The organism is Streptomyces kanasensis (assembly GCF_043077165.1).
GTDB lineage: Bacteria > Actinomycetota > Actinomycetes > Streptomycetales > Streptomycetaceae > Streptomyces > Streptomyces changanensis.
This window is the reverse complement of the sequence record NZ_JBIBSF010000006.1, coordinates 323,495-348,791: the sequence shown is the minus strand read 5'-3', so window position 1 is coordinate 348,791 and position 25,297 is coordinate 323,495. Positions and strand designations below refer to the sequence as shown.

Annotated in this window: 26 protein-coding genes and 1 riboswitch; of the genes, 15 read left to right on the top strand and 11 right to left on the bottom strand. The window is 75.3% G+C overall.

Going from position 1 to position 25,297, the window contains the following annotated elements; translation table 11 throughout:
• Positions 1–147: 147 nt before the first annotated feature.
• From ACF053_RS17825 to ACF053_RS17800, 6 genes are all read left to right on the top strand, one after another.
• Positions 148–924: a metallophosphoesterase family protein gene (locus ACF053_RS17825; RefSeq protein WP_391954757.1), complete on the top strand. Its 777-nt coding sequence runs from the start codon at positions 148–150 to the stop codon at positions 922–924.
• A 58-nt stretch (positions 925–982) separates the two neighbouring features.
• On the top strand, positions 983–1,432 hold the full coding sequence (locus ACF053_RS17820) for an SRPBCC family protein (protein WP_058941349.1): 450 nt from the start codon (positions 983–985) through the stop codon (positions 1,430–1,432).
• Positions 1,433–1,724: 292 nt separating this feature from the next.
• Complete coding sequence (locus ACF053_RS17815) at positions 1,725–2,870, top strand: ArsA family ATPase (protein ID WP_391954756.1); 1,146 nt, start codon at positions 1,725–1,727, stop codon at positions 2,868–2,870.
• Positions 2,871–2,903: 33 nt separating this feature from the next.
• The gene (locus ACF053_RS17810) at positions 2,904–3,407 is read left to right on the top strand and encodes a DUF5304 domain-containing protein (protein WP_391954755.1); all 504 of its coding nucleotides are present in this window, start codon (positions 2,904–2,906) and stop codon (positions 3,405–3,407) included.
• An 86-nt stretch (positions 3,408–3,493) separates the two neighbouring features.
• Positions 3,494–4,435 carry an ROK family glucokinase gene (locus ACF053_RS17805; RefSeq protein ID WP_391954754.1) on the top strand — a complete coding sequence of 314 codons (942 nt, stop codon included), beginning with the start codon at positions 3,494–3,496 and terminating at the stop codon, positions 4,433–4,435.
• An 82-nt stretch (positions 4,436–4,517) separates the two neighbouring features.
• Positions 4,518–5,273 (top strand): endonuclease/exonuclease/phosphatase family protein, encoded by a 756-nt coding sequence (locus ACF053_RS17800; protein ID WP_391954753.1) that lies wholly within the window; start codon positions 4,518–4,520, stop codon positions 5,271–5,273.
• Positions 5,274–5,353: 80 nt separating this feature from the next.
• Here ACF053_RS17800 and ACF053_RS17795 read toward each other — a convergent pair whose 3' ends face one another.
• Both ACF053_RS17795 and ACF053_RS17790 read right to left on the bottom strand, forming a co-directional pair.
• Positions 5,354–6,109: a hypothetical protein gene (locus ACF053_RS17795; RefSeq protein WP_391954847.1), complete on the bottom strand. Its 756-nt coding sequence runs from the start codon at positions 6,107–6,109 to the stop codon at positions 5,354–5,356.
• Between the two features lie 268 nt (positions 6,110–6,377).
• A complete protein-coding gene (locus ACF053_RS17790; protein ID WP_391954752.1) occupies positions 6,378–7,181 on the bottom strand; it encodes an alpha/beta hydrolase in 804 nt (267 codons plus the stop codon).
• A gap of 191 nt (positions 7,182–7,372) precedes the next feature.
• Between ACF053_RS17790 and ACF053_RS17785 the strand changes: the two genes are divergently transcribed.
• The 3 genes from ACF053_RS17785 to ACF053_RS17775 all read left to right on the top strand — a co-directional run bounded on the left by ACF053_RS17785 (position 7,373) and on the right by ACF053_RS17775 (position 10,116).
• Positions 7,373–8,107, top strand: coding sequence for a lysophospholipid acyltransferase family protein (locus ACF053_RS17785; protein ID WP_391954846.1), 735 nt, complete (start codon positions 7,373–7,375; stop codon positions 8,105–8,107).
• 75 nt (positions 8,108–8,182) lie between these two features.
• Positions 8,183–9,442: a MacS family sensor histidine kinase gene (macS, locus tag ACF053_RS17780; protein WP_391954751.1), complete on the top strand. Its 1,260-nt coding sequence runs from the start codon at positions 8,183–8,185 to the stop codon at positions 9,440–9,442.
• Positions 9,439–10,116, top strand: a complete 678-nt coding sequence (locus ACF053_RS17775) for a response regulator (protein ID WP_391954750.1) — start codon at positions 9,439–9,441, stop codon at positions 10,114–10,116. The genes macS and ACF053_RS17775 overlap by 4 nt, the downstream gene beginning before the upstream one ends.
• 247 nt (positions 10,117–10,363) lie before the next feature.
• On the opposite strand, the gene ACF053_RS17770 is transcribed toward ACF053_RS17775, so the two are convergent.
• Positions 10,364–12,436, bottom strand: a complete 2,073-nt coding sequence (locus ACF053_RS17770; RefSeq protein WP_391954749.1) for an anthranilate synthase family protein — start codon at positions 12,434–12,436, stop codon at positions 10,364–10,366.
• Positions 12,437–12,527: 91 nt separating this feature from the next.
• Complete coding sequence (locus ACF053_RS17765; protein WP_107422014.1) at positions 12,528–12,584, bottom strand: trp operon leader peptide; 57 nt, start codon at positions 12,582–12,584, stop codon at positions 12,528–12,530.
• Between the two features lie 335 nt (positions 12,585–12,919).
• On the opposite strand from ACF053_RS17765, the gene ACF053_RS17760 reads away from it, so the two are divergent.
• Positions 12,920–14,275, top strand: coding sequence for a class II 3-deoxy-7-phosphoheptulonate synthase (locus ACF053_RS17760; protein ID WP_391954748.1), 1,356 nt, complete (start codon positions 12,920–12,922; stop codon positions 14,273–14,275).
• A 193-nt stretch (positions 14,276–14,468) separates the two neighbouring features.
• Positions 14,469–14,741, top strand: a complete 273-nt coding sequence (locus ACF053_RS17755) for a (2Fe-2S)-binding protein (RefSeq protein ID WP_391954747.1) — start codon at positions 14,469–14,471, stop codon at positions 14,739–14,741.
• 10 nt (positions 14,742–14,751) lie between these two features.
• Here ACF053_RS17755 and bfr read toward each other — a convergent pair whose 3' ends face one another.
• Entirely contained in the window at positions 14,752–15,231 is a 480-nt protein-coding gene (gene bfr, locus ACF053_RS17750) for a bacterioferritin (protein ID WP_391954746.1), read from the bottom strand.
• Between the two features lie 157 nt (positions 15,232–15,388).
• On the opposite strand from bfr, the gene ACF053_RS17745 reads away from it, so the two are divergent.
• Positions 15,389–16,021 carry a sulfite oxidase-like oxidoreductase gene (locus ACF053_RS17745; RefSeq protein WP_391954745.1) on the top strand — a complete coding sequence of 211 codons (633 nt, stop codon included), beginning with the start codon at positions 15,389–15,391 and terminating at the stop codon, positions 16,019–16,021.
• Positions 16,022–16,050: 29 nt separating this feature from the next.
• Here ACF053_RS17745 and ACF053_RS17740 read toward each other — a convergent pair whose 3' ends face one another.
• The 6 genes from ACF053_RS17740 to thiO form a co-directional block, all read right to left on the bottom strand.
• Positions 16,051–16,545: a DUF4396 domain-containing protein gene (locus ACF053_RS17740; RefSeq protein ID WP_391954744.1), complete on the bottom strand. Its 495-nt coding sequence runs from the start codon at positions 16,543–16,545 to the stop codon at positions 16,051–16,053.
• A gap of 162 nt (positions 16,546–16,707) precedes the next feature.
• Positions 16,708–17,556, bottom strand: coding sequence for a deoxyribonuclease IV (locus tag ACF053_RS17735; RefSeq protein WP_391954743.1), 849 nt, complete (start codon positions 17,554–17,556; stop codon positions 16,708–16,710).
• Between the two features lie 9 nt (positions 17,557–17,565).
• Positions 17,566–19,554: a Stk1 family PASTA domain-containing Ser/Thr kinase gene (gene pknB, locus ACF053_RS17730; protein WP_391954742.1), complete on the bottom strand. Its 1,989-nt coding sequence runs from the start codon at positions 19,552–19,554 to the stop codon at positions 17,566–17,568.
• 132 nt (positions 19,555–19,686) lie between these two features.
• Positions 19,687–20,481: a thiazole synthase gene (locus tag ACF053_RS17725; protein WP_391954741.1), complete on the bottom strand. Its 795-nt coding sequence runs from the start codon at positions 20,479–20,481 to the stop codon at positions 19,687–19,689.
• A 3-nt stretch (positions 20,482–20,484) separates the two neighbouring features.
• The gene (thiS, locus tag ACF053_RS17720; RefSeq protein ID WP_391954740.1) at positions 20,485–20,709 is read right to left on the bottom strand and encodes a sulfur carrier protein ThiS; all 225 of its coding nucleotides are present in this window, start codon (positions 20,707–20,709) and stop codon (positions 20,485–20,487) included.
• Entirely contained in the window at positions 20,706–21,971 is a 1,266-nt protein-coding gene (gene thiO, locus ACF053_RS17715; protein WP_391954739.1) for a glycine oxidase ThiO, read from the bottom strand. The genes thiS and thiO overlap by 4 nt, the downstream gene beginning before the upstream one ends.
• Positions 21,969–22,080: riboswitch (TPP riboswitch) on the bottom strand. (Overlaps the previous gene by 3 nt.)
• A 277-nt stretch (positions 22,081–22,357) precedes the next feature.
• Here thiO and ACF053_RS17710 point away from each other — a divergent pair.
• From ACF053_RS17710 to thiE, 3 genes are all read left to right on the top strand, one after another.
• Positions 22,358–23,524, top strand: coding sequence for an NAD(P)/FAD-dependent oxidoreductase (locus ACF053_RS17710; protein ID WP_391954845.1), 1,167 nt, complete (start codon positions 22,358–22,360; stop codon positions 23,522–23,524).
• Between the two features lie 183 nt (positions 23,525–23,707).
• Positions 23,708–24,073 carry an Rv2175c family DNA-binding protein gene (locus tag ACF053_RS17705; RefSeq protein ID WP_391954738.1) on the top strand — a complete coding sequence of 122 codons (366 nt, stop codon included), beginning with the start codon at positions 23,708–23,710 and terminating at the stop codon, positions 24,071–24,073.
• A 133-nt stretch (positions 24,074–24,206) separates the two neighbouring features.
• Complete coding sequence (gene thiE, locus ACF053_RS17700; RefSeq protein WP_391954737.1) at positions 24,207–24,902, top strand: thiamine phosphate synthase; 696 nt, start codon at positions 24,207–24,209, stop codon at positions 24,900–24,902.
• The last annotated feature ends 395 nt before the right edge of the window (positions 24,903–25,297 follow it).

Below are 25,297 nucleotides of genomic sequence, written 5' to 3'. Positions count from 1 at the left end.
TACTGCGTTCCCGATAGGGGGTCCTGGTCAGATGTTCCCTGCGTCACACGTCGGCGGCTCTCCTTCGCGCACAGTAGTCCACTTCGGTCACGACGTGGAAGTAACCGCAGGTCCGGCCCGCTCCGGCGGGCCGTAAGCTGGGGTGCCATGCGCATCCATGTGGTCAGTGACGTACACGGGAACGCGCGGGACCTGGCCAGGGCGGGGGAGGGCGCCGACGCACTCGTCTGCCTCGGCGACCTGGTGCTCTTCCTCGACTACGCCGACCACTCCCGCGGCATCTTCCCCGACCTCTTCGGCACGGAGAACGCCCACCGCATCGTCGCCCTGCGCACGGCCCGGCGCTTCGGCGAGGCCCGTGAGTTCACCCGGGGGCTGTGGGCAGGGCTCGCGGAGCGCGGCGTCGACAAGGCCACCGCCGTCGAGTCGGCCGTCCGCGCCCAGTACGCCGAGCTCTTCGCCGCCTTCCCCGCGCCCACCTACGCCACGTACGGCAACGTCGACGTGCCGCGCCTGTGGCCCGAGTACGCCCGCGCCGGCACCACCGTGCTCGACGGCGAGCGCGTCGAGATCGGCGGCCGCGTCTTCGGCTTCGTCGGTGGCGGCCTGCCCAGCCCGATGCGCACCCCGTACGAGATCCCGGAGGAGGAGTACGCGGCGAAGGTCGAGGCGCTCGGCGAGGTGGACGTGCTGTGCTCGCACATCCCGCCGGACGTCCCCGAGCTGACGTACGACACGGTGGCCCGGCGCTTCGAGCGCGGCTCGGGCGCCCTGCTCGACGCGATCCACCGCGTCCGCCCCCGCTACGCCCTCTTCGGCCACGTCCACCAGCCCCTCGCGCGGCGCATGCGCGTCGGCGCCACGGAGTGCGTGAACGTGGGCCACTTCGCCTCCTCCGGCAGGCCCTGGGCCCTGGAGTGGTGAGGGGCGGGCACGCGATAGCCTGCCCCCACGTACCGAGCCCCCTGGAGGAGCCACAGCGATGGCGGAACACACCAGTTCGAGCATCACGATCGAGGCGGCCCCTGCCGAGGTCATGGGAGTGATCGCCGACTTCGCCCGCTATCCGGAGTGGACGGGCGAGGTCAAGGAGGCCGAGGTCCTCTCGCGGGACGCGGCCGGCCGCGCCGAGCAGGTCCGCCTGCTGCTGGACGCCGGGGCGATCAAGGACGACCACACCCTGGCGTACACCTGGACCGGCGGGCACGAGGTGAGCTGGACGCTCGTGAAGTCGCAGATGCTCCGCGGGCTCGACGGCTCCTACACCCTCGCCCCGCTCGACGGCGGCGCCCGCACCGAGGTGACGTACCGGCTCACCGTCGACGTCAAGATCCCCATGCTCGGCATGATCAAGCGCAAGGCCGAGAAGGTCATCATCGACCGCGCCCTGGCGGGCCTGAAGAAGCGCGTCGAGTCCACCACGCAGGCGTAGCTCCCGGGCGCCGGCACCGCCCCCGGCCGGCCTCCGCACCGCAGTGCCCCGGGGCCTGGCGCGCGGGGCGCCGGGCGGGGCGGGCCGCGGTCTCCAGCGGGCCGCGTCCGGCCCCGCGGCGGGCGGGCCCACGCCCGGCGGCCCACGCCCGGCGCGCCCGTGGTGGGGCAGCCGGCAGTCCCGCGAACGGCGGGGCCCCACGGCCCGGCGGCCCCGCCGTCCTCCGCCCCACGGCCCGAGGCCCGTGGTCGGGCGGGACGGGGGCGGGGGTGCCCGCCGGTACCGTTCCCCCATGCGTACGATCCTCGTCACCGGCCCCGGCGGATCCGGCCGGACCACCGTCGCCGCGGCGACCGCCCTCGCCGCCGCCCGCGACGGCCGCAGGGTGCTCCTGCTGACCGGTGACCCGCTCGACGGCCTCGCCGACGCCGACGCGCGCCTCACCGTGCGCCGCCTGGACCCCGCCGCCCACTTCCGCGCCGAACTCCTCGCCCTGCAGGAGCGGGCCGCCGCGGTCCTGGAGGTCCTCGGCGCGGCCCGCCTCGACGAGGACGAGCTCACCGAACTGCCCGGCAGCGACCACTTCGCCTACCTCGCGGCCCTGGGCGACGCCGCCCGCGCCGACCACGACCTCCTCGTCGCCGACCTCCCGCCCCTGCGCGACGCCGTCGCCCTGCTCGCCCTCCCCGGACAGCTCCGCCGCTACCTGCGCCGCCTCCTGCCGCCCGAGCGCCAGGCCGCCCGCGCCCTGCGGCCCGTCCTCGCCCAGCTCGCCGGGGTCCCCATGCCCGCCGACGCGCTGTACCGCGCCGCCGCCGAGCGGGACGCCGAGCTGGCTGTCGTACAGGAGCTGATCGAGGCGCCCACCACCAGCGTCCGCCTCGTCGTGGAACCCGGCCCGTCCACCAACGGCGCCCTGCGCACCGCCCGCTCCGGGCTCGCCCTGCACGGCCTCGCCCTCGACCCGGTCGTCGCCAACCGGCTCCTGCCCGCCACCTCGCCCGACCCGTGGCTCGCCGCGCTCGCCGACCGGCAGCGCGGTCACCTGAAGGAGCTGTACGAGGACGGCGTCCCCGCCGTCCGCGAGCTGCCCCACCTGGGGCGCGACCCGCACGGCGCCGACGACCTGGCCGACCTCGCCCGCCTCGGCGACCTCACCCCCGGCGCGCCCGTCCCCGCCCCCCGGTGGCCGGTCGAGGACCGGCGCGACACCGACGGCGTCCTGGTCTGGCGCATACCGCTGCCCGGGGCGACCAAGCCCGGCCTCGGCCTCGTCCGCCGCGGCGACGAACTGGTCCTCACCGTCGGACCGTTCCGCCGCGTCGCCCTGCTCCCGTCCGCGCTGCGCCGCTGCACCGTCGCCGGCGCCGCCCTGCGCGACGGCGAGCTGCTGGTCCGCTTCCGCCCCGACCCGGGACTGTGGCCCCGCACCCCCTGAGCCGTGCCCCGCGGGTCGGGTACCGTCGATGGCATGAGCGATGCCACGCAGCGGCCCGGCCCCCCGGAGGACGACGCCTGGGCGCGGGCCTGCGCCGAGGACCTGGCGGCCGAGCGCGCCCGCCGCGCCGGCCGCGGCACCCCGCCGCCCGGATCCGCCGCCGAGGAACTGCGCAAGCTCGTCGACGCGGTCGCCGACAAGGTCTCCTCGCTCGGCGGCCCGCTGCTCGGCACGGGCGCGCAGAGCGCCGTCCGGCAGGCCGTCGCCCAGGCCAGGTCCGCGATCGAGCCGGTCATCGAGCGCAACCCGCAGGTCTTCGACCACCTCGCCGCCGCGGGGGGCGAGCTGCTCGCCGCCTACCGCTCCGCCGTCAGCGGCCAGGAGCACCGCTGGACCGCCGGACCGCAGGGGAAGACGGCGTCCGACGGCACCGGTCCCACGGCCGGGCGCCGGGGCGACGGAGAGCGGAACGACAAGGGCGACGACGAGGGGAACGGCGAGGGGCCGGCCGGCAACCAGCGCATCGACCTCGACTGAACCGGACCCCGCCGGACCGGGCGGTCCGGCGCCCGCCCTCGGGTACGGTTGGGCATAGCGGGGCTCGACCGAAAACTGAGGGACACATGGGACTCACCATCGGCGTCGACATCGGCGGCACGAAGATCGCGGCCGGCGTGGTCGACGAAGAGGGCACCATTCTCGACACCCACAAGGTGCCGACCCCGTCGACACCCGAGGGCATCGTCGACGCGATCTGCGCGGCCGTCTCCGAAGCGGGCAAGGGCCATGACGTCGAGGCCGTCGGCATCGGTGCCGCCGGTTACGTCGACGACAAGCGCGCGACCGTCCTGTTCGCACCCAACATCGACTGGCGGCACGAGCCGCTGAAGGACAAGGTCGAGCAGCGCGTCGGGCTCCCCGTCGTCGTCGAGAACGACGCCAACGCCGCCGCCTGGGGCGAGTACCGGTTCGGTGCCGGCCAGGGCCACGACGACGTCATCTGCATCACGCTCGGCACCGGCCTCGGCGGCGGCATCATCATCGGCAACAAGCTGCGCCGCGGACGCTTCGGCGTCGCCGCCGAGTTCGGCCACATCCGGGTCGTCCCGGACGGTCTGCTGTGCGGCTGCGGCAGCCAGGGCTGCTGGGAGCAGTACGCCTCCGGGCGCGCCCTCGTCCGGTACGCCAAGCAGCGCGCCAACGCCACCCCGGAGAACGCCGGGATCCTGCTGTCGCTGGGCGACGGCACCGCCGAGGGCATCCAGGGCAAGCACATCAGCGACGCCGCCCGCCAGGGCGACAAGGTGGCGGTCGACTCCTTCCGCGAGCTGGCCCGCTGGGCCGGCGCCGGCCTCGCCGACCTGGCGTCCCTCTTCGACCCGTCCGCGTTCATCGTCGGCGGCGGCGTCTCCGACGAGGGCGACCTGGTCCTGGACCCGATCCGCAAGTCCTTCCGCCGCTGGCTCGTCGGCGGCAACTACCGGCCGCACGCCCAGGTCCTCGCCGCGCAGCTCGGCGGCAAGGCCGGCCTGGTCGGCGCCGCGGACCTGGCCCGCCAGGGCTGACCCGCCCGGCCCTTCGCGAAGTGCGTCACCCGCCCGCCGCGTCCCCACCGGGACGCGGCGGGCGGTGTCGTACGGTGCCCCCATGGAGCTCACCGCACTGCCCGACTCCCGTACCGAGGCGGACGGTTCGGCCGTCGTCCGTGTGCTCGGCTACAACATCCGGTCGCTGCGCGACGACGAGGACGCCCTGGCCCGGGTCGTCCGCGCCTGCGCCCCCGACGTGGTGCTTGTCCAGGAGGCGCCGCGCTTCTTCCGCTGGCGCAAGCACGCGGCGCGCCTCGCCGCCAAGAGCGGCCTCGTCGTGGTGGGCGGCGGCGCCACCGCGGCCGGACCCCTGTTGCTCTGCTCCCTGCGCGTCACCGTCGAACGCACCCGGGACGTGCTGCTGCCCCTCACGCCGGGCCTGCACCGGCGCGGCTTCGCCACCGCCGTGGTACGCGTCGGCGGCGCCCGGCTCGGGCTGCTCAGCTGTCACCTGAGCCTGCGGGCCGACGAGCGGTACGCGCAGGCGGGGATGGTGCTGGAGCAGCTGGCCGCGCTCGGCGTGCCGCACGCGGTCGTCGGGGGCGACGTCAACGAACGGCCCGACGGGCGGGCCTTCCGGCGGCTCGCCAGCGCGCTGCAGGACTGCCGGGCCGTGCGGCCGTGGGGCGGCGAGCACACCCACCCGCCGGGGGAGCCGCACCAGCGGATCGACGCGCTCTTCGCCACCGGCGGCGTCGAGGTCCTGGGCTGCGGGGTGCCCACCGGGCTGCCCGGCGTGACGGAGGCGGACCTGAGGGCGGCGACGGACCACCTGCCCGTGCTCGCCGCCCTCCGCGTACCGGCCGCGCCCTGAGCGACAGCGGCCCGGTGCGTGCGCGGGCGGAGCCCTGAGCGGAGCGCCACCGCAGGCGCCCCCCGCAGCGCGCGGGTGGTTCAGACGACGGCGCCGCGCCCCGGGTCGTCGTCCCCGTCCTCCTCCTCGTCCCGCATGCGGGACACCAGCGTCGCGAAGCCGCCGAGGAACCCGCCGACGCAGAGCGTGGTGAGCCACCACGTCATGTCCCACTGGAGCAGCACGGCGAGCAGCATCAGCACCGGTCCGCCGAGCACGCCCAGCCAGCCGAACTTGGCCGCCGAGTCGGCCTCCGGCAGCGGCGGCGGCTCCGGTGGTACGAAGTGGCCCTCGTCGTCGTCGCCCTCCGCCGGGGTGGCGGCGCCCTCCCCGCCCGCGGGGGCGTCGGGGTCGGCGAGCTGGTAGTCGCGCGGTCCGCGCGGACCGACGCCCGGCGCGAACACGACGGAACCGCCCAGCACGGGCCGCGCCGCCGTGGCGCGCCCGTCGTCCTCCGCGGTGTCCCCGGCCGCGTCGCCCCCGCCCTCGGTCCGGGCCTTCGCCGTCCCGTCGCCCGCGTCCCGCCCGTCGGTCGTGCGGTCACCGGTCGTGCGGTCGCCCGTCGTGCCGTCGGCGGTCGTACGGTCCTCGGCCTTCCGGCTGTCGACCTTCCACCCGTCGGCCTTGCGCCGGTCGTCCGCCGACGCCCCCCGGGCCGGCCGGTCGCCCTCCGCGCGGGCGTCGAACTCGGGCAGCGCCAGGTCCTCCACCGAGCGGAACGGCCGCGCGCCCGGCGGGTCCGGCGGCTCCTCCCCGTACCCGGCGACGATCGCGGCCCACGCCGCCTCCTCGTCCAGCCGCCCGCCGGTCCCTGCCGCGGCCCCGGTGGCCGCGCCACCCTGGGGCGAGGCCCCGGCGCCGGCCACGGGCTCGGCGGTCGGTTCGGCCCCGGGCCCGGCGGTCGGCTCGGCGGCCGGCTGCCCGGCGGCACCCGCCGGACCGGGCTGCCCGGCCGTCCCGTCGGCGCCGGTCACCGCGCCCGGGCCGTCGGGCAGCGGCAGGGCGTGCCGCTCCTCCGGGCCGTCCTGCCGGTCCCGGCCTTCCTCGCGCTCCGCGCCGTGCTGTTCAGCCACCGGACGAACTCCCCTCCTTGTCCCTGTCCCGGGCGGCGCCTGCGCCGGTCCCGGGAGCGAGGCGGCCGATGAACGCGTGGCTCTCCTCGAAGATCCGCTCCGCGTCGTGGTCCAACGTCGCGACGTGGTAGCTCTGTTCCAGCAGGACCTCGGTGACGTCCGTGGAGGAGATGCGGCCCAGGATGCGCGCCGAGTCGGCGGGCGGCACGACGTGGTCCCGGGGGGAGCGCAGCAGCAGGACGGGCTGCGTCACCTGCGGCAGGTCGCGGTCCACCACGCTGAGGAAGCGGCGCAGGGCGTGCGCGGCGTGCAGCGGCACCCGGTCGTAGGCGACCTCGTCCATGCCGTCCTTGGCGATGTCGTTGGCGAGGCCGGCCTTCGACGGCACGAGGTGCCGGACGACGGGCAGCGCGTGCGCCATGACGCCGTGGACGCGGTTCGCCGGGTTCACCAGGACGATGCCGGAGACCGCGTCGCCGTGCCGGGCGGCCAGCCGCAGCGTCAGGGCCCCGCCCATGGAGAGCCCGAACACGAAGACCCGCTCGCACCGCCGCGACAGGGCCCGCAGCTCCCGGTCGACCTCCGCGTACCAGTCCTCCCCGCCGGTGACCTGCATGTCCTGCCACCGCGTGCCGTGCCCGGGCAGCAGCGGCAGCGACACGGTCAGTCCGCGGGCCGCGAGGTACTCGCCCCAGGGCCGCAACGACCCCGGGGAACCGGTGAAGCCGTGGCAGAGCAGGACGCCGACGTCCCCGCCCTCGTGGCGGTACGGCTCGGCTCCGGGAAGGACCGGCACGGGGTCTCCTGTTCGCGTCGGTGGAGGTTCGGACGTGTGTACTTCACCGTACGCGACCGCGCTGACACCGACCAGGGCCGTCACGCCCGTGACGCGGGCCGGGGGACCGCCGGGAGAGGGGGGCCCGGCCCCGCTCGGGTTATGGTCTGATCGACGGAACACAGGAGGAACACGAGTTGATCTACGGCGCTATGAAGTTCTCCATCGGAGGGCCGCTGAAGTTCGCCTTCAGGCCCTGGGTGGAGGGCCTCGAGAACATCCCCGCCGAGGGGCCGGCGATCCTCGCGAGCAACCACCTGTCGTTCTCCGACTCCTTCTTCCTGCCGGCGGTCCTCGACCGCAAGGTCACCTTCATCGCCAAGGCCGAGTACTTCACCTCGCCGGGCGTGAAGGGCAAGCTCACCGCCGCGTTCTTCAAGGGCGTCGGCCAGCTGCCCGTGGACCGCTCCGGCGCCCGCGGAGCCGGTGACGCCGCCGTGCGCAGCGGCATCGACGTCATCAAGCGGGGCGAGCTGTTCGGCATCTACCCGGAGGGCACCCGCTCGCCCGACGGCCGGCTGTACCGGGGCAGGACCGGCGGCCTCGCGCGCGTGGCGCTGGCCACGGGCGCCCCGGTCATCCCGATCGCCATGATCGACACCGAGAAGATCCAGCCGCCCGGCAAGGTCCTCCCGAAGCTGATGCGCCCGGGCATCCGCATCGGCGAACCCCTGGACTTCAGCCGCTACCAGGGCATGGAGAGCGACCGCTTCATCCTGCGCTCGGTCACCGACGAGGTGATGTACGAGATCATGAAGCTGTCCGGTCAGGAGTACGTCGACGTCTACGCCACGGTCGCCAAGCGGCGCATCGCCGACGCGGAGAAGGCCGCCAAGCAGGCGGGCCGGGACGGCGCCGCCGTGGGGTCCGAGGGCAAGGCCGAGTAGGACCGGTGGCTACGCGCGCGCCGGCGCGCGCGGAGGACGCGTGCCCATGGGTGCGCGGGGGGTGGGGGGAGAGACATGGCCAGGCGCGAGCGGGTGGTCCGCATGTCCGTGGAGCAGCCGCTGTGGCGCGCGCTCACGGCCTACCGGGTCCTCACCATGGTCTACGCCGACCTCCTCTTCGTCGTCACCCGTGACGACTTCGAACGGCCCTGGGTCGCCGCGGCGTTCCTCGCCGTGCTGACGGTCTGGACCCTCGCGTCCCTGCCGAAGGTGGCCGGCGCCGCCCGCTGCACCCGCCGCTTCCTCGCCGTCGACCTGACCGTCGCGCTCGTCGGGATCCTGCTGACCCCGGTCGCCGACGCGCACGCGCAGCTCCAGGACGGGCCCACGCTGCCGTCGATCTGGACGGCCGGCGCGGTCCTCGCGTACGCCATCAAGGGCGGCTGGCGCTGGGCCGGGTTCGCGTCCTCGCTGGTCGCGGTCGCCAACATCGTCGAGCGCGGCGAGCCCAGCCGCGACACCTTCCACAACGTGCTGCTGGTGTGGGTCGCGTCCATCGCCATCGGATACGTCGTCGAGGTCGCCCGGGCGTCCGAGCGGACCCTCGCCCGCGCCCTGGAGATCGAGGCCACCACCCGCGAGCGGGAGCGCCTGGCCCGCGACATCCACGACTCGGTCCTCCAGGTGCTGGCCATGGTGCAGCGCCGCGGCACCGCCCTGGGCGGCGAGGCCGCGGAACTGGGGCGGATGGCCGGGGAGCAGGAGGTCGCGCTGCGCACCCTCGTCGCGGGCGGGCTCGTCCGCCCCTCGCACGTCTGCGAGGACGCCTCCCAGGGCGCGGTCGTCCGCCTGGTCGACGAACCGGACGGGCCGGACGGGACGCAGGGGCCGGGGGGATCGGACGAACCACACGGGGCGGGGTCCGCCGGCACCGGCGAGCGGGACCTGCGCAGCCTGCTGGCCCCGCACGCCGGGGCGCTCGTGACGTTCGCCGAGCCGGGGGCGCCGGTGTGGCTGCCACGCCGGGCCGCCGCCGAACTGGCGGCCGCCGTGGGCGCCGCCCTGGACAACGTGCGCCGGCACGCCGGGCCGGACGCCCGGGCGTGGATCCTCGTAGAGGACTGGGTGGACGAGGTGGTCGTGACGGTGCGCGACGACGGGCCGGGCATACCGGAAGGGCGCCTGGCCCAGGCGGAGAGCGAGGGGCGCCTCGGCGTGGCCCAGTCCATCCGCGGCAGGCTCCGTGACCTGGGCGGGACGGCGGAGCTGGTCACCGTCCCCGGCCAGGGCACGGAGGTGGAGTTGAAGGTCCCACGGGGGAAGGCGAGACGATGACGGAACAGCCGATCAAGGTGATGGTGGTCGACGACCACCCGATGTGGCGCGACGCCGTGGCCCGGGACCTGGCCGAGGCCGGGTTCGACGTCGTCGCGACGGCCGGCGACGGTGACCAGGCCGTGCGCCGCGCCCGCGCCACCACGCCCGACGTACTGGTCCTGGACCTGAACCTGCCCGGCAAGCCGGGCGTCCAGGTCTGCAAGGAGCTGGTCGGGGCGGGCGAGGAGCCGCGCCCGCGGGTCCTCGTGCTCTCCGCGAGCGGCGAGCACGCCGACGTCCTGGAGGCCGTGAAGTCCGGCGCCACCGGCTATCTGCTGAAGTCGGCCAGTACCGGAGAACTGCTCGACGCGGTGCGGCGCACGGCGGCGGGCGACCCGGTCTTCACGCCGGGCCTGGCCGGGCTGGTCCTCGGCGAGTACCGCCGCCTCGCCGCGGAGCCCGCCCCCGCCCGGGGCGCCGCCGAACCCGACGCCCCCCGCCTCACCGACCGCGAGACCGAGGTCCTGCGCCTCGTGGCCAAGGGCCTCAGCTACAAGCAGATCGCCGAGCGCCTGGTGATCTCCCACCGCACGGTGCAGAACCACGTCCAGAACACCCTGGGCAAGCTCCAGTTGCACAACCGCGTCGAGCTCGTCCGGTACGCCATCGAGCGCGGCCTCGACGACGCCTGACCGCACCCGCCCCGACGCACCCGCCTGACCGCCCGGCCGGGACCCGAGGGGCGCAGCGCCCGCACGGGAGCCCGAACCGCACGGTCACCTGAACGGCACGGCACGGGCGCCGCACGGCCCGGACCGCCCGGGCGCGCACGGCCCGGACCGCCCGGGCGCGCACGGACCGGCCCGGGCCCCCGGCCCCGGACCGCACGGCGCCCGGCGCCCGCGCCGTGCGGTCACCCGGTGGCGTCTCCCCGTCAGCTCAGGCCGAGGGCCGCCGCAGCGGGAGCGCCGCCGTACCGCCCGCGACCGCCTGTCCCAGCAGCTCCCGCACGACCTCCGGCCCGTCGAGGGTGAGCACCGACTCGGGGTGGAACTGCACCCCCGCGAAGCCCGGCCCGCGCAGCGCGTGCACCTCGCCGCCGGCCGGATCCCGGCTCACCTCCACGCCCCGCGCGGCGAGCCGGTCCGCCGCCGCGTCGTCGCAGCGGGCCGTGTAGCTGTTGTAGAAGCCGACGGTGCGGCGCGCCCCGAACAGGTCCACCTCCACCTGGGCGCCCTGGAACGGCGTGCGCTTGCGCACGATGTCCAGGCCGAGGTGCGCGGCCACCAGTTCGTGCCCGAGGCAGACGCCCAGGACGAACGGACGGTCCACCGGCCCGTCCGGCCCGCCCCCGCCCAGCAGGGCGGCGGTCAGCGCCCGCAGGGTCCGCATCTTCGGGTCGTCCGGGTCGGACGGGTCGCCGGGGCCCGGCCCGAGGACGACCGGCCCGGTGTGGCCCAGCACGGCCTCGCGCAGACCCGGCTCGTCGAAGCGCCGCACGGTCACGTCCAGCCCCGACGAGCCGAGCAGGTGCGCCAGCATCGAGGTGAAGGTGTCCTCGCCGTCGACGACCAGGGCGTGCCCCCGCAGCGCGGTGGAGCGCTCCTGCATGCGCAGCCAGAACGGCGCCAGGTCCGCGCGCCGGGCGTCCAGCGCCGCCCGTACGCGGGGGTCGTCGGCGAGCCGCGGCACCCGCGCGGCCTCGCGGGGGCGGCCCGGTCGCACCCCGAGCGCGGCGAGGACGCCCGCCGCCTTGGCGTGGGTCTCCGCCACCTCGCCCTCCGGGTCGGAGTGGCGCACCAGCGTCGCTCCGACGGGTACCCGCAGCCGGCCGTCGGCGGCGATGTCGGCGGTGCGGATGAGGATGGGGGAGTCGAGGGTCTGCGCGCCGCCCGCGTCCGTGCCGAGCAACGCCAGGGCGCCCGCGTAGTAGCCCCGCCCGCCGTGCTCGTGGCGCTCGATCACCCGGCAGGCGTTCTGCACCGGCGAGCCGGTGACGGTCGCCGCGAACATCGTCTCGCGCAGCACCTCCCGCACGTCCAGCGAGGAGCGGCCCCGCAGCTCGTACTCGGTGTGCGCCAGGTGCGCCATCTCCTTCAGCCGGGGCCCGACCACGACACCGCCCATGTCGCCGACGGTGCACATCATCTTCAGTTCCTCGTCGACGACCATGGACAGCTCGTCGGTCTCCTTGCGGCTGGCGAGGAAGGTCAGCAGACCCTCGGGCGTGGGGTCGCCGGCCGGGTAGCGGTAGGTGCCGCTGATCGGGTTCATCACGACCGTGCCGCCGGACATCCGCACGTGGACCTCGGGGCTGGCCCCGACCAGGGTGCGGTCGCCGGTGTGCACGACGAAGGTCCAGTACGCGCCGCGCTCCTCGGCGAGCAGCCGGCGGAACAGGGCCAGCGCGTCGGCCCGGCCGAAGTCGGGGATCCGCCCGGTGTAGGTGCGGCGGATGACGAAGTTCGCGCCCTCGCCGCTCCCGATCTCGTCCTCCACGACCCGCCGGACCGTCCGCGCGTACTCCTCGTCCGGTACGTCGAAGCCGCCGTCCTCGACCCGGACCGCGTGGGTGGGGAGCCGGTCCAGGGCGTCGGCGAGCGTCAGCTCGTACGACGCGTCGGCGACCAGCACGGACAGGGGCGTGCCGTCGTCGCGGACGTCGAAGCCGCGCTCGCGCAGCTGCCGGAAGGGGACGAGGGCCAGCGTGGGGCGGTCGCCGACGGGCAGGTCGGCCAGCCGCCGCGCCTCGTGGACGGGGCCGACGAGGACCTCGACGGTGTCGTGGTCGCGGCCGGGGGTGCGCCGGCGGAGCAGCGCGAAGGGCGGGCCGTGCGGATCCAGCAGCGCACCGAGGTCGGCGCCGGTCCCGGTGCCGACGGCGGTGCCGCCGTCGGAGCTGGAGTGCGTGCCCCCGTCGGTGCGGGAGTGCGTGCCGGTGTCCGTGCGGGCCTGCGTGCCGGTGTGCGGGGAGGTGTCCGTGCCGGGGCCGGACGTGGTGCCGAGGTCCATCCGTGGTGTTCCTTCCGTGGTGGGAGGAACGGCCCGGTAACGCAGGAAGGCCGCCCCTCGGGCGGCCTTCGCGTGTCGTGTGCGCGCGTCGTCAGTGGGCCGCCGGTTGAGCGGTCCACCACCAGTTCTGGGTCGTCTGCGCGAACATGGCGCCGACCCTAGCGCATCCGCACGCGGTAGCGCGGGCCGTCCCGGTGGATGGGACGGCCCGCGCCGCGGACGGAGCCCCCGGCCCGGTCGGGGGCCGGCGGACCGGCACGGTCCGGTGGTCAGGCGGAGAGGCGGTGGGTCTGCCGGCCCCGCCGACCGCCGTGCGGGCCGCGGACGGCGCGGTCGCGCAGCCGGTGCCGTCCGTACGGCGGGAGCGCGCCGGAGGTGTCGCGGGCGCCGGCCACGCCTTCGGCATCCGGGTGAGTGGAAGGTCTCGTCTCACTTCCTGAGCCGGGACGTGGACGGCCGCACGAACCGCGTAATGTTGTCGAGGTGACCGTGAACGCTGACACCCACGCCGTCGCCGCCAAGGCGACCTGGCGAGACCTGCCCGCGGCGCAGCAGCCCGAGTACCCGGATGCCGAGGCTCTGCGCGATGTGATCGCCGACCTCGAGTCCTATCCGCCGCTCGTCTTCGCCGGCGAGTGCGACCAGCTGCGCGCCCGGCTGGGAGCCGTCGCCAGGGGTGAGGCGTTCCTCCTCCAGGGTGGCGACTGCGCCGAGTCCTTCGACGCGGTCGGGGCCGAGGACATCCGGGCGAAGCTCAAGACGCTGCTGCAGATGGGCGCCGTCCTGACGTACGCCGCCTCCGTACCCGTCGTGAAGGTCGGGCGGATCGCCGGCCAGTACTCCAAGCCGCGTTCCAAGCCCACCGAGACCCGCGACGGCGTGACCCTGCCGACCTACCGCGGCGACTCGGTGAACGGCTTCGACTTCACCGAGGAGTCGCGCGTCCCGGACCCGCAGCGGCTGAAGCGGATGTACCAGGCGTCCGCCTCGACGCTGAACCTGGTCCGCGCCTTCACCACCGGCGGCTACGCCGACCTGCGCCAGGTGCACGCCTGGAACCAGGACTTCGTCAAGTCCTCCCCGTCCGGTCAGCGCTACGAGCAGCTGGCCCGGGAGATCGACGACGCCCTGAACTTCATGAAGGCGTGCGGCACGGACCCGGCCGAGTTCCGCACGGTCGAGTTCTACGCCTCCCACGAGGCGCTGCTCCTCGACTACGAGTCGGCCCTGACCCGGGTGGACTCGCGCACCGGCGAGCTGTACGACACGTCCGGCCACATGGTGTGGATCGGCGAGCGCACCCGCCAGCTCGACCACGCGCACATCGAGTTCGCCTCCAAGGTCCGCAACCCCGTCGGCATCAAGCTGGGCCCGACCACGACGGTCGACGAGGCGCTGACCTACATCGACCGCCTGGACCCGGAGCGCGAGCCCGGCCGGCTGACCTTCATCGTCCGCATGGGCGCCGACAAGGTCCGTGACCGGCTCCCGGAGCTCGTCGAGAAGGTCACCGCGTCGGGCGCCTCCGTCGTGTGGGTCACCGACCCGATGCACGGCAACACCTTCGAGGCCGCCTCCGGCCACAAGACGCGCCGCTTCGACGACGTCCTGGACGAGGTCAAGGGCTTCTTCGAGGTCCACAAGGCGCTGGGCACGCACCCGGGCGGCATCCACGTCGAGCTGACCGGCGACGACGTCACCGAGTGCGTGGGCGGCGGCGACGAGATCTTCGTCGACGACCTGCACCAGCGGTACGAGACGGCCTGCGACCCGCGGCTCAACCGCAGCCAGTCGCTGGACCTGGCCTTCCTGGTGGCGGAGATGTACCGCGCCCAGTGAGTGAAGATCGCTGATCATGGCCGGAAACGGCCTTGACGGGACGGTGGGGCGCGGATCCATGTGATCCGCGCCCCATCGCGTTTTCCGGGGCCTCCCCGGGCTTTCGCGGCCCCTGCCCTATGGGTAAGGTTAGGTTTGCCTCACCGACCAGGCGGGGTGCTTTCGACGGCCGAGGCCCCGAACCTGCAGGGAGGTGACCCGCGTGTACGTCTGCTCGTGCTTCGGTATCACCGAGAAGCAGGTCAAGGAACACGCGGACGCCGGCGCCTGCACGCCGCGCCAGATCGCCTCGGCCTGCAAGGCCGGCACCGACTGCGGCTCCTGCGTACGTCGTATCCAGGCCATCCTCGGCCGGGGTGCCTGCCCCCGACGCGACCTGCTGGAGCAGGGCGAGCCGGCGCTGTCCGGGCTCGCCGCCGCCCCCACCGCGACCGGATCCCCGGTCCCGGTGTCCGAAGCGGCCTGAGCCGTACGGGCTAGCCCTCGGGCTGCTCGATGACCTGGGCCAGGTAGAGCGCCTCGCCGAGCTTGCTCACCAGCTCCAGCTGCGTGTCGAGGTAGTCGATGTGGTGCTCCTCGTCGGCGAGGATCGACTCGAAGATGTTGGCCGAGGTGATGTCGCCCTTGCTGCGCATCACGTCGATGCCGCGCTTCAGGCGGTCGATCGCCTCGACCTCCACCTCGCGGTCCGCCTGGAACATCTCCGTCACCGACTGGCCCACGCGGACGTGGAACAGCCGCTGGTAGTTCGGCAGGCCCTCCAGGAAGAGGATCCGGTCGGTGAGCACCTCGGCGTGCTTCATCTCGTCGAAGGACTCCGCGCGGGTGTACTTCGCCAGCTTCGTCCACCCGAAGTTCTCCTGCATCTTGGCGTGCAGGAAGTACTGGTTGATCGCCGTCAGTTCGGCCGTCAGCTGCTCGTTCAGGAACTCGATGACCTCGGGGTCGCCCTGCATCGCAGAGGCTCCTTCCACGCGTGTGAACGGGGGCGGGATGCGCGCATCCTCGCACCGTGGAGCAGGGCAGTCCAGTAAGTGGAGGCTTAGTGGGACTTGTCCGGATCGCCCCGACCGCTGGTCGTGACCACCCCTCCCGGTCTGTCACCATTGAGCCATGGGTCAGCCGGAGAGCGAGGAACACCGGGCGGCAAGGGAGTCCGCGCTTCCCCCCGGGCAGCGCCTGCAGCGCGGCTGGCCGGTCACCCACTACGGGCCCGTCCCACGGTTCCGCCCCGAGCGCTGGGAGTTCCGCGTCTTCGGTGCCACCGCGGGCGGCGGCAAGCACTGCTGGAGCCACGAGGAGTTCTCCGCGCTCCCCTTCTCCACCGTCGTGGCCGATCTGCACTGCGTCACGAAGTTCAGCATGGTGGGGGCCGAGTGGGGGGGCGTCCCCGCGCGGACCGTCCTGGAGCTCGCCCCGCCGGCCCCCGAGGCGACCCACGTGATGGTGTGGGCCGAGTACGGCTTCAGCGCCAACATGCGGCTGGCCGACTTCGCCTCGGAGCGGACCATCTTCGCCACGCACAAGGACGGTGAGCTCCTCACCGCGGAGCACGGCTTCCCGCTGCGGCTGATCGTGCCCCACCTGTACGCCTGGAAGGGCCCCAAGTGGGTCCGCGGCGTCGAGTACATGACCGCCGACCGCCGCGGCTTCTGGGAGGAGCGCGGCTACCACAACGTCGGCGACCCCTGGGCGGAGCAGCGCTACTCCTACCAGGAGGAGCCGGGCGACGGCCCCGAGCTCTGACGCCCGCCGGGCGCGGCGGGGCGAGCCCGTCAGCCGTGGTACCGGTGCACCACCGCGTGACCCCGGCCGCGACCGATCAGCCACTTGTTGACCGGCGTGGTGACCGCGAACGCGACGGCGAACGCGAAGGCCAGAGCCGCCCAGAACAGCCCGTCCGACAGGTGCGCGTCCATCGCCCCCGGGACCAGCAGCAGCACGCCGTTGTCCACGACCTCCATGACGGTGATCGACAGCGTGTCCGCGGCGAGCGCGACGCCGACGGCCGCCCGCAGGCCCAGCCCGGCCCGCAGGACGGCCCCGAGCGTCAGCGAGTAGCCGAAGAAGAAGGCCAGGACGATCGCGAGGGCCATGGTCGGCGCGTTGCCCCAGCCCAGGGCGGTGCCGATGACCATGCCGAGGACCTCGCCGAAGGCACAGCCGGTGAGGCAGTGCAGGGTGGCCCGGGTCGCCGTCGCCCAGTCGGCGGCCGGGCCGCCGGAGGGGGCGTGCTGTCCGCGGTGCGCCGCGGGGTGGGTGTGGTCCATGGTGTGCCCCGTGCCGGGTGACGGATGGCGGTCGGGCGTGCGGTCGCACGTGGGAGGTGCCCGTACCGGACACCGTATGCCTCCCCGGCCGGAGCCGCCCCTCGGGAACGGGGCGGGTGCCGGGTGCCGGGGGCGGGGCCGCGCGAGGGCCGCGCCGGGGGCTCAGTCGCGCAGGGACTTCAGCAGGGCCACGTCCCGCGCGTGCTGCTCCCCGGGGCCCGGCGTCTCGATGACCAGGGGGACGCCCTCGGTCGCCGGGTGGCGCATCAGCTCCCGGAAGGGCTCCTCGCCGATGTGCCCGGCGCCGATGTTGGCGTGCCGGTCCTTGTGCGCGCCGGCGACGTCCTTGGAGTCGTTGGCGTGGATCAGCTTCAGCCTCCCCTCACCGACCGTCTCCACCAGCAGGTCCAGGGTCTTGTGCATGCCGGTCCCGGTCAGGTCGTGGCCCGCCGCGAAGGCGTGGCAGGTGTCCAGGCACACGCCCAGCCGGGGATGGGCGTCCAGCGCCTCGAAGTACGGGCCGAAGTCCCAGGTCATGGAGCACAGCGACGACCCCTGCCCGGCGGTCGACTCCAGCAGCAGGAACGGGTCGTCGTCGTGCGTCAGCTCGTCCAGCAGCGGCAGCACGTGCTCCCGCACCTGGGCGAGCGCCTCCTCCCGGGGCCGTCCGCCGGTCGCCGAGCCGGTGTGCACGACGACGCCCCGGGCACCGATCGCGCGGCCCCGGCGCAGCGAGTGGCGCAGGGACTCCACCGACCGCTCCACGGTCGCCGCGGTGTGCGATCCGAAGTTGATCAGGTACGGGGCGTGGACGTACACGGGTATGCCCTCGGCGGCGCAGTGCTCGCGGAACGCGGCGTCCTGCGCCGGGTTGCCGGCGGGCGTCGCCCAGCCGCGCGGGTTGGCGACGAAGACCTGTACGGTCTCGGCGCCCATCGCACGGGCGGCGGCGAGGCCGGTGGCGGCCAGACCGCCGGCCACGGGGACGTGGCCCCCGACGGGGTTGCGCATGGGGTGCCTCTAGATTCCCTTGGTCTTGAGCGTGATCGTGCTGCCCTCCGGTGCGGTGGCCCCGCCGCGCACGGACTGGGAGGCCACGGTGTCGCCGAGGAACGGGAAGCTCCGTTCCACCTTGACCTGGAACCCTGCCTCCTCCAGCCGGCGCTCGGCCTCGTCGACGTCGTCCCCGGTCACGTCGGGCACCTCGACCGCCCGCGGGCCCTTGGAGGGGGTGAGCGTGACGGTGTCGCCCTCGGCCGCCCGGGCGCCCTCCGGCAGGGACTGCGCGGCGACGGACCCGGCGGGCTGGGCGGAGTGGACGGCCTCCTTGGCGAGCACCACCTCGAACCCGGCCTCCACGAGCGTGTCGCGGGCCTTGGCGAGCGGCTGCCCGACCACGCCGGGGACCTCGACCGGGGCGCCCTTGCTGACGACCAGCGCGACGGCCGCGTCCGGTGACTTCTCCGTCCCGGCCGGCGGGTCGCTGCTGATCACCGAGCCGCGCGCGACGCCCGCGTCGAACGCCTCGGTCACCACGCCCGCCGCCAGCCCGGCCGCGCGCAGCCGCTCCTTGGCGGCGGCGAGCGGCTCGCCCGCCAGATCCGGGACCTTGACGATCCGCGGACCGCGCGAGATGACGAGGGTGACCGCATGGCTGCCGCGGATCCGCTCGCCGGGCGCCGGGTCGGTGGCCATGACGGTGCCGCGCTCGAAGGCGCCGCTGAAGTCCTCGCGGGTCGAGCCGACGTCGAGGCCCTCGTCCGCGAGTCGCCGTTCGGCCTCCGCGCGGGTCTTGCCGAGCACGCCGGTGGTGGGCACGCGGGTGAACTGGCCGGAGTTGATGTACCAGACGCCCGCGCCGACCCCCAGGACCAGCAGCACGGCCGCCAGGGCCGCGACGAGGCCGCGCCGGGGCCCGGCGAGGGCCGCGGCCAGGGCGCCGCGCCGCACGGCAGGCGGCGCGGGGCGCGGCAGCCGGCCCGTACCCGTGCCCGGCGGCACCTCCAGACGGCTGGTGTGGCGGACGTCGTCGCCGGGAGGGAGCGGCCGGGCGATGACGCTCGTGACGTCGTCCGGGCCGGTGCCCGCGTCCGCCGCCCGGTCCGGGCCCGTACCGGCGCCGTTCGCCGTGCGCGCCGCGGGCGGTACGAGGTCGAGCTGCGCCTCGCCGAGCGCGGCGCGGGCCCCGCGGGCCAGTGCCAGGAGCGCCACGGCGTCGTCCGGGCGCTGCCCGGCGTCCCGCACCGTGGCGGCGGCCACCAGCGCGTCCAGCTCCGGCGCGAGGCCGGGGACGGCGGCCGAGGGGGCGGGGACGTCGTTGTTCAGGTGCTGGTAGAGGACCTGGGCGGGGGTGTCCCCGCCGTGCGGCTTGCCGCCGGTCAGCATCTCGTACAGCACGACGCCGCACGCGTACACGTCGGTGCGGGTGTCGGCGGTGCCGTGCTCGATCTGCTCGGGGGCGAGGTACGAGACGGTGCCGAGGACGGAGCCGGTGGTGTTCGTGGCCGTGCCGACGGCCCGGACCAGGCCGAAGTCCGCCACCTTGACCCGGCCGTCGTCGCCTATGAGGACGTTCTCCGGCTTCATGTCGCGGTGCACGAACCCGGCGCGGTGCGCCGCCCCGAGCGCGGCGAGCACCGGCTCCAGGATGTCCAGCGCCGCGCGCGGCGGCAGCGCCCCGCGCTCGCGCAGCACGTCCCGCAGGGTGCAGCCGGCGACGTACTCCATCGCCAGGTAGACGTACTCCCCGTCGGCGCCCTGGTCGAAGACGCCGACGACGTTCGGGTGCGAGAGCCGCGCCACGGACTTGGCCTCGCGGATGAACCGCTCCACGAACGTCGCGTCGGTCGCCAGGTCCGGGTGCATCACCTTGAGGGCGAGCACCCGGTCGAGGCGGGTGTCGACGGCCCGGTACACCGTGGCCATGCCGCCGACGGCGACGCGCGCGTCGACCCGGTAGCGGCCGTCGAGCAGCCGGCCGGCGAGCGGGTCGTGAAGGGTCGTATCCACGGGCCCGAGTCTACGAGCCCCCCGGGACCCCTCCTGTCGCCCTGTACATGACCGGCGCCGTCGTGCAGCCGACTTGTGACACGCCGCACGTGGGAGGGGGTCCCGGCGGGGCAGCGGTACCCCTCCGGCGGCTCAGAACGCGGGCCGCTCCGGGTTTAGGACGGCCCGGCCCCCGACGGGGGAGGACGCCTGCGCGAAGTGGCGGCGCGGGATGCGACCGGCGCGGTGCGCCAGCCGGCCGGCCTCCACGGCGTGCCGCATCGCCTCGGCCATCAGCACCGGCTCCTGCGCCCGCGTCACCGCGGACGCCAGCATCACCGCCGCGCAGCCGAGCTCCATCGCCAGCGCCGCGTCCGACGCCGTACCGGCGCCCGCGTCCAGGATCACCGGCACGCGCGCGTGCTCCACGATCAGCTGGAAGTTGTGCGGGTTGCGGATGCCGAGCCCGGACCCGATCGGCGAGCCCAGCGGCATGATCGCGGCACAGCCGGCGTCCTCCAGCCGCCGTGCCAGGACCGGGTCGTCATTGGTGTACGGCAGCACCGTGAAGCCGTCGTCGACCAGCGTCTCCGCCGCCTCCAGCAGCTCGATCGGGTCCGGCAGCAGCGTCCGCTCGTCCGCCACGACCTCCAGCTTCACCCAGTCCGTGCCGAGCGCCTCGCGCGCGAGGCGGGCCGTCAGCACGGCCTCGCCCGCCGTGAAGCAGCCCGCGGTGTTCGGCAGCACCCGGATGCCCAGCCGGGTCAGCACCGACAGCACCGAGCCGTGCACGGTGGGGTCGATGCGGCGCATCGCCACGGTCGTGAGCTGTGTACCGCTGGCCACGAGGGCCCGTTCGAGCACGTCGAGGCTGGGAGCCCCGCCGGTGCCCATGATCAGCCGGGAGTCGAAGGGGGTCCCGGCGATGGTGAGACGGTCGTCGGCCACGGCTCAGCCCCCCTGCACGGCGGTGAGGACCTCGACCCGGTCGCCGTCGGCGAGCGCCGTCGCCGCCCAGGCGCCGCGCGGGACGACGGTCTCGTTGACCGCGGCCGCCACCCCCGAGGGGGCGACCGTGAGCGTGGCGACCAGGGCGTCGAGGGTGAGGGGGGCGGCCAGCTCGCGCGGCTCGCCGTTCACCGACACGGTGACGGCGCCGCCTGCCTGGTGGCTCATGACACTCCTACGGGGGCGGGGGCGAAGCGGGTGGGGGTGAACGCGCGGGCGACCTCGGGCAGCTCCCCGGTGGCCAGCAGCGCGCCCATCACGTCGCCGGTGACCGGGGTCAGCAGGACCCCGTTGCGGTAGTGCCCGGTCGCCAGGTGCAGACCGGGCAGCGCGGACGGGCCCAGCAGCGGCGCGTTGTCGGGCGACCCGGGCCGCAGCCCGGCGCACGTCTCGGTGAGCGGCAGCTCGGTGATGCCCGGCACCAGCTCGTGGGCGTCGCGCAGCAGCTCGTACACGCCGCCCGCCGTGACCGTCGTGTCCCACCCCAGCTCCTCGCTGGTCGCGCCCACGACGAGCTCGCCGTCGGCGCGCGGCACGAGGTAGACGTGGCTGCCGCGCACGACGGCCCGCACCGACCGGTTCAGGAACGGCGCGTACGCCGGGGGCACCGTCAGCCGCAGCACCTGGCCCTTCACCGGCCGCACCGGCGGGAGCGCCGCCTCCGGCACGCCGTCGAGCCGCCCGCTGAAGCTGCCCGCGGCGAGCACCACCTGCTCCGCCACCACGTCCGTGCCGTCCGCGAGGACCGCGCCCGCGGCCCGCCCGCGCGCCGTGGACAGCCGTACCGCGCGGGTGCGGTGGAAGACCACCCCGGCCCGCTCGCAGGCGGTCACCAGCGCGGCGGACAGCCGGCGGGGATCGACCTGGTGGTCACCGTCCACCCGCAGCCCGCCCCGCACGGCGGGCGCCAGCATGGGCTCCAGGCGCCGGCACTCGCGGCCGGTCAGCCACTCGGACGCGAGGCCGCACCGCTGCTGGAACGCGTGCAGCTCCCGCAGGTGGGCCCGGTCGTCGGCGTCCAGCGCGACGGCGAGCGTGCCGCACGTGCGGAAGCCGACCTCCAGCCCCGAGGCGGCCTCCAACTCGGCGACGAAGTCCGGGTACCGCCCGGCCGAGGCGAGGTTGAGGCCGAGCAGCGTCTCCTCGCCGTAGTGCAGCTCCGTGACGGCGGCGAGCATCCCGGCCGCCACCTGCGCGGCCCCGCCGCCGGGCCGCGGGTCGGCCACGGCGGTGCGCAGTCCCCGCTGCGCGGCCCGCCAGGCCGTGACCAGGCCGATGATCCCGCCCCCGATGACGAGGACGTCCGGCGCACCGCGCGCAGCCGTACCGGGGACCGGCGCGCTGCGGGCGGACGTGGCACCCGGAGGCGTACCGGGTGCGGGTGGTGTGCCGTGTGGCGGCGTACCGCCGGAAGGCGTGCTGCGTGACATGGGCGTCCAGCCCCTCCCTTCGCCGGCATGACCCGGATCAGGTTCGTACGGTCGGAGGCCGCTCAGCCTCCCTCTCAGCCCGGTGCGCCGGGCTCCCGCGATGTTCTGGCGGGGCCAGGGTAACCCCCCGTCCCGGGCGGCGGTAAGGGAGTCCGGGGCCGACGGGTCGGCGTCAGCGCCTTCCTGACGGTGGGCCCGCTGCGTAAGGTGATCGCGTGAGCGAGCAGCAGCGGGAACGACCGGGACGGCAGCAGGGACACGCGACGGACACGGCCGGCCCGGACCCGGCCGGCACCGACACGGCCGGCATCGACCCGGCGGCCGCCGCGGGCGTGGCCGGTACGGGCGCCACGGGCGGTCGGCGCGTGGTCGTGGTCGGCGCCGGGATGGCCGGGGTGCAGACCGCCGTCGCGCTGCGGGACCAGGGGCACACCGGACCGGTGGTCCTCATCGGCGCCGAACCCCATCAGCCCTACGACCGGCCGCCGCTCTCCAAGGCCCTCCTCCTCGGCACAGCCGAGGGCTCGGCCTTCGAGGTGGACTTCGAGGCGCTCGACGTCGAACTGCGCCTCGGCGTCGAGGTCAGCGGCCTGCGCCCCGCCGACCGGGAGCTCGACACGGAGGCCGGCCCGGTCCCGTACGACGTGCTCGTCATCGCCACCGGCGCCGTGCCCGTCACACTGCCCGGTTCCGAGGGCGTAGCCGGCGTCCACCTGCTGCGCACCCTGGACGACGCGGAGCGGCTGCGCCCCGTCCTCGCCGACCAGCACGACGTGGTGGTCGTCGGCGCCGGCTGGATCGGTGCGGAGTTCGCCACGGCGGCCCGCGGGGCGGGGTGCGCCGTCACCGTCGTGGAGGCGGCCGACCGCCCGCTGGCGGGCGCGCTCCCGGCCGAGGCGGCGGAGCCGATGGCCGAGTGGTACGAGGAGAGCGGCGCCCAGCTGCTGACCGGCGCGCGCGTGGACCGCGTCGAGCCCGGGCAAGTCGTCCTGGAGGACGGCCGCGTCCTGCCCGCCGGGGCCGTCGTCGTCGGCATCGGCGCCCGGCCGGCGACGGGCTGGCTCGCCGGCTCGGGCGTCGACCTCGGACCCGACGGCGCCGTCCTCGCCGACGACCATCTGCGCACCTCCGTGCCGGACGTGTACGCCGTCGGCGACTGCGCCTCCTTCCCGTCCGCCCGGTACGGGACGCGGCTGCTCGTCCACCACTGGGACAACGCCCTCCAGGGGCCCCGCACGGTCGCCGCGGCCGTCGCCGGCGCGCAGCCGCGGCCGTACGACCCCGTGCCGTACTTCTGGTCGGAGCAGTTCGGGCGCTTCGTCCAGTACGCCGGCCACCACGCGTCCGCCGACACGACGATCCACCGCGGCGACCCGGCCGACGCGGGCTGGGCGGTGGCCTGGCTGCGCGACGGCGCGCTCGTCGCGCTGCTCGCCGTGGGCCGGCCGCGCGACCTGGCGCAGGGGCGCAGGCTCATCGAGTCCGGTGAGCCGCTCGACCCGGCGCTGGTCGCGGACGCCTCGGTCCCGCTGAAGTCGGCGGTACTGACCTAGGGCCTTTCGGGTCAGGCCGGCCGCGAGCCCGGCAAGATCCGAAAGACAGGCCCTGGGGCGGCGCTCCGGCGCCGGGGCGGAGCGCGTGACGACCGCCCGCGCGCCGCGCCGGTCCGGCGGCGCGCGTCCCCGGACGGCCGGACCCGGGTACCGGCCGTCAGCGCGGGATGGCAGGCTTGTCGTGTGACCGAGATTGACGCGAAGACCGATGCGCTCGTCCCCGACTGGCTGTACCTGCCCGACATCGCCGAGCTCCTCGGCATCGAGGTGACCCGGGTGCGGCAGCTCGTCAACGAGGGCCAGCTGATCGCCGTACGCCGCGGTGAGAACCGGGCGCTGCAGGTGCCGGCCGCCTTCATCCAGGACGGCAAGGTCGTCAAGGGCCTGACCGGGACCCTGACGCTCCTGAGGGACGACGGCTTCACCGACGAGGAGATGCTGGAGTGGCTCTTCACGCCGGACCCGTCCCTGCCGGGCACGCCGGCCCAGGCCCTGGCGGAGAATCGCGGCACGGAGGTGAAGCGCCGCGCCCAGGCGCTCGCCGTCTGAGCCCGTAGCCACCACCATCGACACCCGGCGGTGCGCCGGCCCGGCCCCTTGGGCCCGGGGCGGCCCCCGGGTCCGGCCAGGCCCGAGGGCCCCGGCCGTGGCGCACCGCCGCACCCACTGGGGGGAGCACCTCATGTCCACCACCGCCCGCGCCGCGCTGTCCGCTGCCCGGTTGTACCTCTGCACGGACGCCCGCAAGCGGCAGGGAGACCTCCCCGAGTTCCTCGACGCCGTCCTCGCCGCCGGGGTGGACGTCGTGCAGCTGCGCGACAAGGGCATGGAGGCGGGGGAGGAGCTGGAGCACCTCGCCGTCTTCGCCGACGCCTGCCGCCGCCACGGCCGGCTCCTCGCCGTGAACGACCGCGCCGACGTCGCGCACGCGGCCGGCTCCGCCGTCCTGCACCTGGGCCAGGGGGACCTGCCGGTGCCCGCCGCCCGCGCCCTCCTCGGCGACGACGTGCTGATCGGCCGGTCCACGCACGCGGAGGCGGAGGTCGACGCGGCCGTCGCCGAGCCCGGCGTGGACTACTTCTGCACCGGCCCGTGCTGGCCGACGCCGACCAAGCCCGGCCGGTACGCGCCCGGTCTCGACCTCGTGCGGTACGCCGCCTCCCTCGGCCAGGACCGGCCGTGGTTCGCGATCGGCGGCATCGACGCCGGGAACCTCGACGAGGTCCTGGACGCGGGGGCCCGCCGGATCGTGGTCGTCCGCGCCGTCACCGAGGCCGACGACCCGGCGGAGGCCACCGCCGCGCTCGCCCGCCGCATCCGCGAGCGCGTCGCCGCGGACCCCCGGCACCCCGACGCCCGGCACACCGTCGACGTCTAGCGCGCCGCCTACAGCCCGGGCCGCCTACAGTCCGGGCCGCCGAAAGCCCGGGCCGCCGAAAGCCCGGGCCGCCTACAGCCCGGGCCGCCGTGGGAGTCCGTGCGCCACCGAGCGCGCAGGCCGCGCGAAGCCCCCGCAGGTCACCGACCCCGCCGGCCGCCGCGGAGCCCCGCAGGCCGTCGACGCCGCCACCCGGGGGCGTCCCCGGGGGTCCGTCACGGCGTGCTCCGGGCCCCGCGCGGGTGTGGGCTGGCCGGTTCCCGGCGAAGCGCAGTGTCCACCATGCGAGACGCAACCCCCGTCAAACAGGGCTTTTGCCGCCGCGGCTGTCCGAGGCGTGGACGGTAATCCGACAAAGCCGGCCAAACGTACTGGCTCGGTTGGGTGAGGGTGAT

Bases quoted from the DNA above. Each gene is read 5' to 3' on its own strand.
- ACF053_RS17825 (WP_391954757.1), top strand. From the start codon at position 148: ATGCGCATCCATGTGGTCAGTGACGTACACGGGAACGCGCGGGACCTG.
- ACF053_RS17820 (WP_058941349.1), top strand. From the start codon at position 983: ATGGCGGAACACACCAGTTCGAGCATCACGATCGAGGCGGCCCCTGCC.
- ACF053_RS17815 (WP_391954756.1), top strand. From the start codon at position 1,725: ATGCGTACGATCCTCGTCACCGGCCCCGGCGGATCCGGCCGGACCACC.
- ACF053_RS17810 (WP_391954755.1), top strand. From the start codon at position 2,904: ATGAGCGATGCCACGCAGCGGCCCGGCCCCCCGGAGGACGACGCCTGG.
- ACF053_RS17805 (WP_391954754.1), top strand. From the start codon at position 3,494: ATGGGACTCACCATCGGCGTCGACATCGGCGGCACGAAGATCGCGGCC.
- ACF053_RS17800 (WP_391954753.1), top strand. From the start codon at position 4,518: ATGGAGCTCACCGCACTGCCCGACTCCCGTACCGAGGCGGACGGTTCG.
- ACF053_RS17785 (WP_391954846.1), top strand. From the start codon at position 7,373: ATGAAGTTCTCCATCGGAGGGCCGCTGAAGTTCGCCTTCAGGCCCTGG.
- macS (WP_391954751.1), top strand. From the start codon at position 8,183: ATGGCCAGGCGCGAGCGGGTGGTCCGCATGTCCGTGGAGCAGCCGCTG.
- ACF053_RS17775 (WP_391954750.1), top strand. From the start codon at position 9,439: ATGACGGAACAGCCGATCAAGGTGATGGTGGTCGACGACCACCCGATG.
- ACF053_RS17770 (WP_391954749.1), bottom strand. From the start codon at position 12,436: ATGGACCTCGGCACCACGTCCGGCCCCGGCACGGACACCTCCCCGCAC.
- bfr (WP_391954746.1), bottom strand. From the start codon at position 15,231: ATGCAGGGCGACCCCGAGGTCATCGAGTTCCTGAACGAGCAGCTGACG.
- ACF053_RS17745 (WP_391954745.1), top strand. From the start codon at position 15,389: ATGGGTCAGCCGGAGAGCGAGGAACACCGGGCGGCAAGGGAGTCCGCG.
- ACF053_RS17740 (WP_391954744.1), bottom strand. From the start codon at position 16,545: ATGGACCACACCCACCCCGCGGCGCACCGCGGACAGCACGCCCCCTCC.
- ACF053_RS17735 (WP_391954743.1), bottom strand. From the start codon at position 17,556: ATGCGCAACCCCGTCGGGGGCCACGTCCCCGTGGCCGGCGGTCTGGCC.
- thiS (WP_391954740.1), bottom strand. From the start codon at position 20,709: ATGAGCCACCAGGCAGGCGGCGCCGTCACCGTGTCGGTGAACGGCGAG.
- thiO (WP_391954739.1), bottom strand. From the start codon at position 21,971: ATGTCACGCAGCACGCCTTCCGGCGGTACGCCGCCACACGGCACACCA.
- ACF053_RS17710 (WP_391954845.1), top strand. From the start codon at position 22,358: ATGGCCGGGGTGCAGACCGCCGTCGCGCTGCGGGACCAGGGGCACACC.
- thiE (WP_391954737.1), top strand. From the start codon at position 24,207: ATGTCCACCACCGCCCGCGCCGCGCTGTCCGCTGCCCGGTTGTACCTC.